The organism is Zavarzinella sp. (genome assembly GCA_041399155.1).
Classification (GTDB): Bacteria; Planctomycetota; Planctomycetia; order Gemmatales; family Gemmataceae; genus JAWKTI01.
Genome location: JAWKTI010000006.1, coordinates 195,237 through 207,380, shown reverse-complemented (window position 1 = coordinate 207,380; position 12,144 = coordinate 195,237). Strand labels below are relative to the sequence as shown.

Genomic DNA, 12,144 nt, shown 5'->3' with positions numbered 1-12,144 from the left:
CATCGCCCACAGTGCCTGCAAGAGGATTTCTTTTTCAAATTGACCGCAAAGTCGCAAAGCAATATCCAATTGTCATTCCAGCCAAGGCGGGAATCCGGTGCAATTTGACTTCTCGGTGTCTTAGCGTTTTGGCGGTCAAATTCCCCTTGAGAGAGTGGGAGCACAAGGGATTTTTCACAAAAGATTGGGTTTCATTACAGATGAAAGGTGATTTCCATTCATTTTCAGCGATGGGAATACCAGTTTCCCTCATTCGATCTGCACAATATTCGTAACGTGCTATAAAATACACTTTTAGGCATTTGGGAAGTCGCTGACATGTGGCCGTCGCTGATTACAAAACTAGGTCGTTACCGCGAACTGGAAACCCTGTTGGGCGATCCCGAGATTGCAGCCAATCCGAGCAACTATAACCAGATTGCCCGCGAACTGAGTAGTCTGGGCAAACTGGTGAAACCCTACATCGAATATCAGGAAGTAGAAGCCAGTATCCAGGATGCAAAGGAATTGCTGGAACAGGAAGCCGATGAAGAGATGCGGGTTTATGCCGAAGAAGAGCTGAAAAACCTGCAAACCCGACTTGGCGAACTGAAAAACAAGATCGAAGACCAGCTTTTAGTGGATCCGGACGAAGACTTCGACAGCCTGTTTGTCGAAATCCGTGCGGGCACCGGTGGGGATGAAGCGGCAATTTTTGCAGGCAACCTGCTGGATATGTATACCCGCTACGCACGTGCAAACGGCTGGGCGATTGAGACGATTGACTACAGTGAAGGGGAAGCTGGTGGATACAAAGAAATCGTCTTCAGCCTGAGTGGCGAAGGCATTTTTCAGAAAATGCGTTACGAATCGGGTGGGCACCGCGTGCAGCGCGTTCCCAAAACCGAAACTCAGGGCCGAATTCACACTTCCGCTGCCACTGTGGCCGTGATGCCGGAACCCACCGAAGTGCAGGTGGATATCAAACCGGATGATATCGAGTTTGAAACGATGCGGGCCGGTGGTGCTGGTGGGCAGCACGTCAATAAGACGGAATCTGCGGTTCGTTTGTGGTATAAACGGGGCACATCCGACGAGATTGAAGTAAAATGTCAGGATGAACGCAGTCAGCACAAAAACCGCGAGCGAGCCATGCGGGTGCTGCGAAGCCGGATTTTTGAACGACAGCAGGCAAGGATCGCCCAGGAACGGGCCGAATTTCGCAAAAATCAGATCGGTTCCGGTGGCAGAAACGACCGCATTCGAACCTATAACTTCCCACAAAACCGCATTACGGACCACCGCATCAATCTGACTCTGCACACCCTCGACCAAACGATGATGGGCGAAATGGATGAGCTGATCAACGCCCTGCGGGAATACGACAAACAGCAACGATTGTCACAAATGTCGTAACTATCGCCCCGATAAGAACTTACAGATGACTGTGCCAAATTAGGACACCCCCACGAATGACATCGGATGTCTGGACCATTCAGCGCCTGCTCACCTGGACTGAAGACTATTTTCGCAATCGTGGGGTGGAGCAACCCCGCCTGGAAGCTCAAATTCTGCTGGCACACACCTTGGGGTGCAGCAAAATCGACCTCTACGTGCGGTTCTCGGAACTTGCGAGCGATTCCATTCGCCAGCAATACCGCGAACTGATCCGAAGACGCACCGAAGGCACCCCGATTGCCTATCTGGTGGGTGAAAAAGAGTTTTTCTCATTAAAGTTTCATGTTTCGCCGGCGGTGCTGATCCCACGTCCTGACACGGAAGTGCTGGTAATGGAAGCACTTCGGTTGATTGATGCCAAAAAACCTGCCCAGATACTGGATATGGGCACTGGTAGTGGCTGTATTGCAGTAACGCTGGCAAAATCGCTGCCCCTGGCCCACCTGCAGGCGATTGATCTGTCTCTGGACGCACTGGAGGTGGCAAAAGGGAACGCCGCACTCCATTCTGTGGGGGATCGGCTGCAATTTCTGCATGGTGACTGGTGGCAGGCCGTGTCACCGGATGCAACATTCGATCTGATTGCCACCAATCCACCGTACATTTCCGAAGCCGAATGGACCGAAGTGGATGCCGGAGTAAAAAACTTCGAGCCAACGATGGCACTGCTGGCCCCACCAGATGGGCTGAGGTTTTATCGTTCGCTGGCCACCGATGCGGCAGCACATCTGCACCACGGTGGGCATTTACTGGCAGAAATTGGTTACCAGCAGGGGATTGCGGTAAAGGAACTTTTTGCCGCACAGCCGGAATGGGCAAATATTCGGATTCTGAAAGATTTTTCCGGCAACGACCGCGTCCTTGCTGCAACTCGAACGATGTAATTCGTGGGAATGGTTGAAATTGTCGAATTCGTTCCCTGACAAAACATTTGTTTTCAAGCCAAAATTTGCTTTTCACTCTCAATTCTTCCCACGCATGAATTGCTGACTGTGGCGCGAGAAATTTTCTCAGAACTGAAAATTAGCCAAATTATTTCCCAATTCGGTTGACAAAATTCAAATTTGTATTTTGGTCCTGTTCTAGTCTGCAGTGTATGAAAGTCGAAAGATTCGCAGTCCTTAATTATTCGGTGATCAAGCGATGCCAGACAACAATGTTCGATTGAATGTGGAACAAATTGAAGAACGTACCCTCCCATCTGGTACTGTTGGTGTGGTAGTTCAGCAACCTGTTCAGATCCAGACCAATAGCGTGATGGTGGATAGTGGCGGTAACGTGGTATCCAACAACAATAATGGTGGCCAACCTGTGGTGGTAGCAGCCCCGCCGGCACCACCGCCCGGCAATCCTGATCGCCGCTAAAAAAGGGACCGTTCCTCTATCTGCTGGTCGCTTTCAGGGCATCGTCCAGAAGTTTGCCCCATTTGTCTGCGGCAATCATGTCACCTGTAGCCATTGCGGTGCGGTACTCCTTCGCTGCGCGCCATAATACTTGAAGTTTAATAGCGTTCAGGTCGTCTTCTGCTGGCAGAGAATAAGACACTCGCTGCACTGGTTCTGCATTGCTAACTGCTTGTTTGGCAGGTAGTTGCGCTGGTAAGTGCCCCACAAAAGCGGGTGCCAGTGCCTTTGGTGGTTCCTTGGTTTCGATAAATCGTCCCACAGGAATTGGTAACTGGCAATCATCCAACATATGTTTGGGTATGCGAATAATTTGTGCTTGCACACTTGTGCAAAATCCGAATACCATCGCAGCCATGCACCACATCGTCGATCGATTCCACATACAGTATCCTCCCTGTAGCAAATTCCTGCGTGACCGATAACGCAATTCGGCACGGACGACAAGGGTAAAATTTTCACCCACCCATCAGTGCAAATGCTGTGCTGGCAAAGGCTTGCGCTTGATGCAGAAATTTCCCGCAATCTGGCAATAGATTAATTTTTTCTCATGCATCTTGGAGATGCAGGTATCACGCAAACACAGATCCTTTTCTGTTCCAGAAATCTGTCGCAGTGTGGGAGGCAAAAAACCTAACGTGGGACAATGTAAGTCTTGAAAAGTTGATCAACGGGTGATCGCTCTGGTCGGCGTAATGCCAGAAAGAGATAGGCAACCAGTGTTGCGGGTGCCAGCATCAGCAGAAACAGCCGCAGGTCGTGCAGCTCAGGATGCTTGACGATGATCCACATTGCCAGAATGCACACCAGGTAAAAAGGCAGCCAGGTAAGCATTGATCGCACCAGCACAATCATGCGATTGGCCCGCAGACCATGACGATTGACAACCGCCACGCCAGCAATCCACATTCCAATACCACCGTTGAATACCAGGGCACAGAGTGGCCAGAAAAATAGTGCCCAGCCAGTTTGCAACAGCATCAGCGATTTACCGTTGCTGCTGCGGGCAGCTTCCAGCCGATCCTGCACGCGGGATTCGGTAATTCCACCCAGGTGGTTGGGGCTGATCGGCGGTAATGGTCGCTCTTCGCTGGCCAGTTCCGAAATCACCTGCTCAAACACTGTTCGCTCAAACTGATTCATATAGCTGTGCTGCTGTTCCAGCAGTTTTTCACTTTCATCCACCTCATGTTCCAGATAACCCATCACCACCTGGATTTCCTGCGGCGGCATTTTTTTCACCCACGCGGGGGCTTTTTCTGGTGGCAACTGCATCATGGCAGTCAGGGCATTGTTGCTGTCCTGTAAAGTACGGTATTCCTGGTGGGCGATGTAGGTCTGCTGGAATTGAAAAAACGTGGGAATCAACAACAACAGACCAAAGCCCATGCTCATCAGCAGACTTTGCACACCAATATGTGCCGCACGCAGGGTCGTGGATGTATTGCGTGGCATCGTTCGCAAGTCGTTCAGATCATGGGCTAATCGTTCCGGATAAATGTCGTCGGCAAATATCTGTTCAATGACCTGACGAGCCGCCAGTGGCAGGGGTGCCTCTGGTGGCTGCTGACAACACCGTGGCTGACCTTCAAATGCCAGCGTAATGAATTCACGCAGTAATTTTACTTCGTTTTCCGCATCAGCAATTTGCAGATTCCGTTTGTTGGGCAGTACAAAGTCGATAATTCTCAAACGACCATTCGGCTCCAGCCACAATTGTGCCAGATTGAGGTGCTCCGGCAACGAATCATCCTTCCGCCCACGGTCTATTTCTTCAACCAGTTGCACCAGCAGTGGGTAAATCTGTGGCCATTGCAGCGGTTTCGCCGGATCAACCACATCAATAAAAGCCGCCCCCAGGGGTGCGTTGAATGCCAGCCAGCGCATCCGTTGATTCTGCCACTGAAGCTCCCCACGGCCCGTATTTCGCAAACGGGTGGGGCCAGTATCGACCATCAATTCCGTATCAGCCGAAATCTCTTCCAGTTCAATCAGCAATCGCCGGCTCAGGGTAATATCTTTAGCCAGAAACAGGTGCGGGTGACCGGGTGGTTGCTCAATTCTGGCGAGGACTTCCACGCCCGGAATCGAAGGCAGGTCGCTTGATTTCGGTAGTGTTTTCGCCAGATCGTCCAGCCAGTTTCCTGCGTGGGCGGCAAACCGCAGTTCGCATTGAAGACGCATCCGAATAATGACCGCACAGTCGGTGGCCATGTCGTACAGGGCTCGAAAGCCCCACTTTTTGCGAAACATGATCGACAGGCCAATCCCGCCAGCCACCGCAGCGATCAGTGCGGTGACAATCGGCAGCCCGGGAATCATGATCCCCGTCCAGTTCATCAACTGCCTCGTCAGCCAGCCAAAATTGACGGTCAGAAAGACGAGAGCCAGAAATAACGACATTCGCGCCAGTGCCCTGGGGATGCCCGGCGGTTCTACCTGACGGTGGCGAATCACTCGCAAGCCGATCAGAATTTTCCCCAGAGTGGTACCATACCATCCCTCACCAACAGTGAAATAGCTGAACATGATGATCAGCATCGTCCACGAGGTGTTGAAGACCCCCACTCGAAAGAGTGGTTTAAAACCAGAAAGTTCCAGCAGAATATCAATTGGCAGTGCGACCAGTGCCACCAGCAGCAGATCGATGCAATAGGCCGCAATCCGCAGGCGTGGGCGGGCCGGCAACTGTCGTTCGGGCAACAGGGCTTCCAGATCTTCCCGCAATTCATCCAGTGTGCCATACCGCCGTTCGCGGTCTCGTTCCAGGCCGGTCATCAGAACCCGTTCCAGCGATTTACTGACATTTGGGTTCAGAATTCGTGCAGAGGCTGGCGATTCGGACAGCGTTTTGGCCATTGAACTGGTCAAACTGTCCGATTGGTGGGGGGCTTGACCTGTCAGCAGATAGAACAATGTGGCCGTTACCGAATAAACATCGGTATCAAAGCCAATCGTTTCACCCTTAATCTGTTCTGGTGCGGCAAACCATACTGTCCCCACAAAGGTGCCTGTGCGGGTCAGCCCTTTTTCGCGAGCATTAGAGCTGGAGCCAACCGCCTTGGAAAGTCCAAAATCACCCCCACCTTCACGTGGCCGTCGGCTGTCAGGAAACAGTTGGAAGGCTTGACATCGCGGTGAATCACCCCATTGCGGTGGGCTTCATTCAACCCATCAACGATCTCAATTGCCAGACGCACCGCCCGCAGCGGTTCCAGCGGGCCTTCTTCATCAATCAGTGTTTTCAACGTGTTGCCAGGCATTAATTCCATGGCAATGTAGGGCCAGCCCGCATCTGCATCAGCAATGAAGACGAACACACTATGGGGGTGGTTGATCTGACTGGCTAAGCGGCCTTCCTGCCGAAAACGCTCGACCGAGACGGCGTTATCCACCAGGCGGGGATCGAGCAGTTTGACGGCGGCAGGTTGCTGCGTTTCTTTGTGAATCGCCTCAAAAACGGTGCCCATCGCACCAGAGCCAAGCACTTTCAGCAATTTGAATGGGCCAATTTCGTCCGGCATCTGCCCACGGGTGCGGCCATTTCCAATGGGCATCAGGCCAGAATCGGTACCCGCAGAGCTGAGATCATCAAATTCGTACGTGCCGGTGGGGGCTTCATGTCCATCGGGAATTGTGGAAATTCGACTGCCACAATAGGGACAATAGCGGACGCCTTCCGCTAGTTCCGAGAGTGACCGCTGACATTTTCCACAGACAAGCTGCATGAACAGATACTGGTAAAAACCGTTAAGTGATTATAGCAGAACCATTTAGGGAAATAAAGGCACTGCACCTACTTCTCCCACGCAGGAGACTCTCTATCAGGTACGTTCGCACCACAGATCGGTTCATTTGAGGAAAAAATGAAAATTCGCCCCCCACCTGAACCCGGACAGGAAAATTAGTGAGTTTTCATTAATATAATAAACCTCTTTCAACCTGTCCTGATCCCACGTGGGTTACAGACCCAGGCGAAGGTGGACTTTTTCGGTCAATGCGGCCAGAGGTAAGCCAACAATCGAACGATCTAACGGACGATAGAATAACCGAATCAGCACCGCAGGTTGTTCTTTGGCCAGACTGGCATAGCCACGCAACAGATTTTCGATGTTGGAATAACCTTTGCGTCGGTCTGCCAGCACAATTCGCTGGCCTTCTTCATCGGCAATCACCTGCTGATCCCGCACCCGCCCCACATCGGTGGGTTTCAGCAGAAATACCGCTTCCTGTGGGGCCAGAGGGTGCATTAATTGCTGCCGAAATCGTTCAATTGCTGAACTGAAATCGGTGGCAGCGAACTGGTAAACACTGGCTAGTGCCTCATCGTAATCGCGGTTGCCCTGTTCAGCAGAGCGATCCCAGCGGATACGGGGATTAATGAGAAACGGCACCACCGCAGCCTGAGAAACCACCATAGGTGCGGCATAACTGGGCTGTTCCAGAATCTGGTTAACCGAACGATAGGCACGCACCGCGTACGAGTGGTAAATTTCGCCTGTAGCCACATTAATCAGGTTGCTCAACTCGATTCGCTGTTGTCTGGCATCGTCATCGGTGCGTTCGTAGGCTAATTCCAGCAGGGTCATATCTTGTTGAACGAAGCCTTTTTCGATCAGATCACTGGCGTGTAAATCCAGCCCCAGCACTTCATCGACGAAACTGTAATACACCGCTTCACTGGCCTCTCCAGCGGGGGCATCGTGGCGAATGTAGGCCCGAGAGGAGTTCAGAATGCCCCACAATTTGCCGATGGCGTCGCACGCCAGCATTTTCCGCTCATCATCGGAAATCCCTTTCATCTTGCAGGTCATCAGTAGGTTGCGATAGGCCATATTCGCACTGTTCAGGTTGACATCTGCCAGAGATTTGGCTGTTTTTTCAATTTTTTCAATTTTGCTGGTGGCAAACCAGTCGCCCGTGGCCACCAGTTCGGTCAGCAGGTGATCTGCATGATCAAGAGCATCCGCACGGGCCACTTTGGCTTTATCAATCCCCTTTTTGGTGGGGCGTTTCGGTGCGGAAGGGCCAAATTTCTTGCGATCATCCGCCGCCAGCTTCTTCTCCCGCTTGAACACCAGGTCGTCGCTCGGTTCCTGGGTGGTAAAACTGTCGGGGTTCTGAATGTAGGCCAGCAGCAAACCCAGGCTGTACTTGTCTGGATTGAAACGGCTTGGAGAATTCGTGCGAAATACGGGATTATTCGGGTCGATAAAGTCGGCTGAAAGATAGTAGGGGTCGCGCGCGGTCCCTTGTGCCTCTGCCAGCAGCCACGTGCCATCAGCAGAAACGCCCGGATTGAGGATGCGGTTGCCAGCAACAATTTCTGCAGCTTGTTCCAGCACATTTTCGTCCGGAGCCATGTTCCGGACCATTTCTTCCGTCAAGGGTACATTCAGCGGCATATCTCATTCCGTGGTGCAAGCAGGACGACCAACCATTACAAGCAAAAAACGACCAATAGATTACTGTACATACATGTCAATACTTGCCAAGGGCCATTTGAATGTCGGGGCTCTCAATTTTCCGCACGCCACGATGAATAGATTGATTCTGAATTGCCTTCACCCCCTTCCCTGCGCGGGATGGGGGCTGGACGGTGGCCCACCAGAAAATCCATCACCTGAAGAGAAAACCAAGACGATACTGGCCTTGCAGGAATGTTGGCAGGCAAATAGTTGCTGATTTCTGTAGCTGGTGGAGGCATTTGTAGCCGAAATTCAGGTCAACCTGTCGCAATCCCAAAAGTAAACGCGGTGTTTTCCTTATTCTTTTACTTTCTCCAGTACAAACATCACGGCTGTCTTTGACATCGGGTCAAAGACAGTGGGGCGTGGGATATTTTCTTCATCAGCAACAGAAATGATTAATTGATCATTTTCAAATTTAAATATCGCACGATCAACGGGTTGTCCCTTGCCAAGCAGATCAATCTTGAATGGTGTAGAGGCAGTGTCGATGATTAACTTCGCCGTTTGGCTTTTTCGCATCGCCTCATCGACCGTAACGGTGTTTTCTGCGATCGTCCAGAAAATATCGGTTGGTTTTCGTACAAAATCTCCCAATCGTACTTCAACCATTTTCCACTTCCCCTGGAACTTCATTAGTTCTGTGGGGTCATTCTTCATCTCAGGATTGATCTGATCATTCGCGGGAGAATTTCCCGTTTTTGCTGCTGGTGGAAGATCTCCTGTATTACCTTTCTGCAAGGTGTTCGTTGGCGGTTGCGTTGCGGTAGTAGAGGATTGGCCGCTTTTTTCCTGTTTATCACATGAAGTGAAGAACATACTTAGCACACAGAGCATCTTTGGATAAAAACACTTCATGGTAAAACCTTGCCACAAATGAAGGAATAACAACAACTCGGCCTGTCAAAGGAACGTGTACGTCAGGTTCAGGCTACCGCACTGAGCAAACTGCGTGCCGCACTGCAAGTAGCAGAACAGGTGTAATTGTAAATAACATACGAATAAGCTAAGTGCACGCCGAAATTATCACTCCGGCGTAGGCGGACATCCAATTCAACCAGTTTGAAGTGCCAGCACTTGACCAGTGCTGTTAGCAGCAAAAATCAATTTTCCGATCTCAAACGGCACTATTTTGGTCGATCGATCCAAAGAGGTGATAGCAATTTTGCAAAAATTCACAAAAAAGATTGATTCGCCGCAACTTAATACTGAATAAGCAGTTACGACAGCCATTTTTCGCGAAAAATCGTCCCGGCGATAAAAAAATTGCCAAAATTGGCAGACACGAGGATATATTATATGTGCGTGAAAATAAGTCCATGCTTTGGAATTGATCTTTGACAACTCGAAAAACAACACCAATGCTGCCCTGTGGTGTGAAGTGCCACCAATTCATTTGGATTGACTGGAACTTTCACCACGGGCAGGTTTTGCCTGAAAACCGCAGTTTGGCATCCCTCATTCCCGCGTAGGCGGGAATCCAGGGCGAAGCCTTGAATTAGCACAATTAATCCGAAACCACCAGAACCGTCATTCCCGCATAGGCGGGTACAATCTCAGGCAGTAAATTCGAAGAACAACCTGTTAACCGATGCCTACCTGAAAACCGTCATTCCCGCGTAGGCGGGAATCCAGGGCGAAGCCTTGAACAAGTAATCGCGTAGGCTGGAATCTTTGTGCCCCGAATCTGAATCTTCATGTGGGTGGCAGGATCATCCGCACCGCGGCCGAGGATCCGTTTTATGTCGAGTACCAGGGGTGGGTGCCCGCGAAGTTCCTGCAGCCCGGCGACCTGCTCCAGTCGGAGGATCAACAGTATCTGCCTGTCGAAGGCGTGGCCGACAGTGGCGAAGTCGAAACGGTTTACAACTTCCGCATCAGCGACTACCACACCTACTTCGTCGGCGACCCCACGTGGGGCTTCAGTGTCTGGGCCCATAATGCGAATTCTTCTTATAAGCATGTATCAAGGCCGCAGTAGTTGACGAGCATGGGACGACAATCAGAAGCCCTAAAAAGGTGAGGATGAGCAAAGCAGTAGAAGACCATCACCTTGCTTCCAACAATGGCGCTTGGAGACGTCATTTTGAAGAGTTATTTGCAGGCGCTGGGATGAGATTAAGTCATGTAAAAAATATTGTTCGTTTGGAAAATCATTATGTATCGCACGGTTTCTATAATTATGAAGTGTACACTAGGCTGGCTAAACGAGTTAAAGGACTCAGGAGAGGGTCAGCCGCTTATCGAAAAGCGATCGAAAGCGAGTTGACAAAAATTAGTAGAGAAGTCCAAGACCCATATTCAAGTTTGGGTGCACTACTGAGAAACCGAGCAAGCTGGTTTGAAAGTCATAATACAAAGCCATCAGATTTTGGATTATAAACATGAGCAGCCAATACTATTCGTTAATGCCAATTGGTCGTGAAGAAGATTGGTACTTGAAGGTGCCAGCAGATGTTACCGGCACAGAAATTGATGTGTGGTTATTTACCGATGGAACCAGGTATATGGGTGATAAGATATACATTGATGTCAAGTATGAAGGCAATCATAGTGCTATTACTTTTTCTGCATATGGTTTTCCGGTGCTGTCAGCCGAAATTGCCAACGAATTAGCCAAAATTTGCGGTGACGAAATCCAGTTAGTTGAATCAACAGTTAAAGGGCACGGCAACTATTACATACTCAATGTTTTGAATATTGTTGATTGCCTCGACCATTCCTGTGTTCGACAGTACTACCCAAAAGATTTTGAAGAAAATCGATTGAGGGGAAAACCCCGGGCAGTAGGGATGATGAAAATCGATACAACTAAGTTGAATCATAACAAGATTTTTCGTGTTAAAGACTGGGAAATACCGATTGTAGTTAGTGATGATGTATATAAGGTATTCAAGAAATTCGGTAGTGGTGGAATGCGGGCAACTTAGGAAGTTCCTATAGTCCATAGTGTTTTCGACTTCGACGATTATCTCCACGTTAACCCTTGACCATCCACGACGTGGCGCGGACCTGAGTGAACTACACGAATAATTTCCACATTATGTCCACACGACAGTCGGGCATTCAGAAATGAATTATTAAAGATTAAAAATGAAGTGAGAGATCCTTCAACACCCTTGGGCGGTATTCTGCGAACACCAGCAACAGTTGGCAGATTCGGATTTGAAAGTCGCAATAGTAAACCATCTGATTTCGGATTCTAACTATGAAAAATCGTTACTATTCATTAATACCAGTTGGACGTGAAACAGATTGGTATTTGGTTGCGCCGAAGGATACTTCTGGTGAAAAAATCAATCCGTGGATATTCGCTTCGGGAACCAAATATACTGGAGATTCAATTCACTTTGACGTTAAACGCGAAGGAAATCAGTCAGCAGTTACTTTTTTAATGTATGGATACCCTGTGATTTCGACGGAAGTTGCAAATGCTTTGAACAATGCTTGTGGTAGTGAGATCCAGTTAATTGAAACCACCATCACTGGATATGGTACATATTACATACTTAATGTATTGAATGTTATTGATTGTCTTGACCATTCCTGTGTAATTAGTTATTATGAAGATAATTATTTTTTAGAATATCGTCGCGGGCTACCCAGCTTTGTCCTTAAGTTGAAAATCGAAAGAACAAAGTTGCAACAACAAAAGATATTTCGTGTCAAAGATTGGAGGTTGCCAATTGTTGTATCTGAAGAGATATTTCAACTTTTTAAGGAATATCATGTCAATGGCTTCCGAATAGAATTATAGCGCTGCCGGTGCGCTCGTGCAGGCGGGCGAGCAGATTCGGTTCATCACTGCTCTGCTCCTGATACCGACCGCTTTTAC

Annotated in this window: 12 protein-coding genes; 6 read left to right on the top strand and 6 right to left on the bottom strand. The window is 49.4% G+C overall.

The features are described 5' to 3' along the window. Positions 1–318: 318 nt before the first annotated feature. The 3 genes from prfA to R3B84_23020 all read left to right on the top strand — a co-directional run bounded on the left by prfA (position 319) and on the right by R3B84_23020 (position 2,802). A complete protein-coding gene (gene prfA, locus R3B84_23030) occupies positions 319–1,395 on the top strand; it encodes a peptide chain release factor 1 (GenBank protein MEZ6143453.1) in 1,077 nt (358 codons plus the stop codon). Between the two features lie 56 nt (positions 1,396–1,451). Then, positions 1,452–2,321 (top strand): peptide chain release factor N(5)-glutamine methyltransferase, encoded by an 870-nt coding sequence (gene prmC / locus R3B84_23025; protein ID MEZ6143452.1) that lies wholly within the window; start codon positions 1,452–1,454, stop codon positions 2,319–2,321. A gap of 259 nt (positions 2,322–2,580) precedes the next feature. Next, complete coding sequence (locus R3B84_23020; GenBank protein ID MEZ6143451.1) at positions 2,581–2,802, top strand: hypothetical protein; 222 nt, start codon at positions 2,581–2,583, stop codon at positions 2,800–2,802. A 16-nt stretch (positions 2,803–2,818) separates the two neighbouring features. Here the strand turns inward: R3B84_23020 and R3B84_23015 are convergent, their stop codons facing one another. The 6 genes from R3B84_23015 to R3B84_22990 all read right to left on the bottom strand — a co-directional run bounded on the left by R3B84_23015 (position 2,819) and on the right by R3B84_22990 (position 10,248). Continuing rightward, entirely contained in the window at positions 2,819–3,226 is a 408-nt protein-coding gene (locus R3B84_23015; protein MEZ6143450.1) for a hypothetical protein, read from the bottom strand. 248 nt (positions 3,227–3,474) lie between these two features. After that, positions 3,475–5,865 (bottom strand): RDD family protein, encoded by a 2,391-nt coding sequence (locus R3B84_23010; protein MEZ6143449.1) that lies wholly within the window; start codon positions 5,863–5,865, stop codon positions 3,475–3,477. Then, positions 5,862–6,569, bottom strand: coding sequence for a protein kinase (locus R3B84_23005; protein MEZ6143448.1), 708 nt, complete (start codon positions 6,567–6,569; stop codon positions 5,862–5,864). Before R3B84_23005 ends, R3B84_23010 begins: the two co-directional genes overlap by 4 nt. 234 nt (positions 6,570–6,803) lie before the next feature. Continuing rightward, on the bottom strand, positions 6,804–8,246 hold the full coding sequence (locus tag R3B84_23000) for a hypothetical protein (protein ID MEZ6143447.1): 1,443 nt from the start codon (positions 8,244–8,246) through the stop codon (positions 6,804–6,806). 360 nt (positions 8,247–8,606) lie between these two features. Next, positions 8,607–9,167 carry a TIGR03067 domain-containing protein gene (locus R3B84_22995; GenBank protein ID MEZ6143446.1) on the bottom strand — a complete coding sequence of 187 codons (561 nt, stop codon included), beginning with the start codon at positions 9,165–9,167 and terminating at the stop codon, positions 8,607–8,609. A 751-nt stretch (positions 9,168–9,918) separates the two neighbouring features. Beyond that, the gene (locus R3B84_22990) at positions 9,919–10,248 is read right to left on the bottom strand and encodes a hypothetical protein (protein ID MEZ6143445.1); all 330 of its coding nucleotides are present in this window, start codon (positions 10,246–10,248) and stop codon (positions 9,919–9,921) included. Between the two features lie 86 nt (positions 10,249–10,334). On the opposite strand from R3B84_22990, the gene R3B84_22985 reads away from it, so the two are divergent. From R3B84_22985 to R3B84_22975, 3 genes are all read left to right on the top strand, one after another. Further along, positions 10,335–10,691 carry an AHH domain-containing protein gene (locus tag R3B84_22985; protein ID MEZ6143444.1) on the top strand — a complete coding sequence of 119 codons (357 nt, stop codon included), beginning with the start codon at positions 10,335–10,337 and terminating at the stop codon, positions 10,689–10,691. A gap of 2 nt (positions 10,692–10,693) precedes the next feature. Further along, the gene (locus R3B84_22980) at positions 10,694–11,239 is read left to right on the top strand and encodes a hypothetical protein (GenBank protein MEZ6143443.1); all 546 of its coding nucleotides are present in this window, start codon (positions 10,694–10,696) and stop codon (positions 11,237–11,239) included. Between the two features lie 278 nt (positions 11,240–11,517). Continuing rightward, positions 11,518–12,066: a hypothetical protein gene (locus R3B84_22975; protein MEZ6143442.1), complete on the top strand. Its 549-nt coding sequence runs from the start codon at positions 11,518–11,520 to the stop codon at positions 12,064–12,066. The last annotated feature ends 78 nt before the right edge of the window (positions 12,067–12,144 follow it).

Coding starts and splice junctions, on each gene's coding strand:
- R3B84_22995 (MEZ6143446.1), bottom strand. CDS start 9,167: ATGAAGTGTTTTTATCCAAAGATGCTCTGTGTGCTAAGTATGTTCTTC.
- R3B84_23000 (MEZ6143447.1), bottom strand. CDS start 8,246: ATGCCGCTGAATGTACCCTTGACGGAAGAAATGGTCCGGAACATGGCT.
- R3B84_22985 (MEZ6143444.1), top strand. CDS start 10,335: ATGAGCAAAGCAGTAGAAGACCATCACCTTGCTTCCAACAATGGCGCT.
- R3B84_23005 (MEZ6143448.1), bottom strand. CDS start 6,569: ATGCAGCTTGTCTGTGGAAAATGTCAGCGGTCACTCTCGGAACTAGCG.
- R3B84_22975 (MEZ6143442.1), top strand. CDS start 11,518: ATGAAAAATCGTTACTATTCATTAATACCAGTTGGACGTGAAACAGAT.
- R3B84_23015 (MEZ6143450.1), bottom strand. CDS start 3,226: ATGTGGAATCGATCGACGATGTGGTGCATGGCTGCGATGGTATTCGGA.
- R3B84_23020 (MEZ6143451.1), top strand. CDS start 2,581: ATGCCAGACAACAATGTTCGATTGAATGTGGAACAAATTGAAGAACGT.
- R3B84_22980 (MEZ6143443.1), top strand. CDS start 10,694: ATGAGCAGCCAATACTATTCGTTAATGCCAATTGGTCGTGAAGAAGAT.
- prfA (MEZ6143453.1), top strand. CDS start 319: ATGTGGCCGTCGCTGATTACAAAACTAGGTCGTTACCGCGAACTGGAA.
- prmC (MEZ6143452.1), top strand. CDS start 1,452: ATGACATCGGATGTCTGGACCATTCAGCGCCTGCTCACCTGGACTGAA.
- R3B84_22990 (MEZ6143445.1), bottom strand. CDS start 10,248: ATGGGCCCAGACACTGAAGCCCCACGTGGGGTCGCCGACGAAGTAGGT.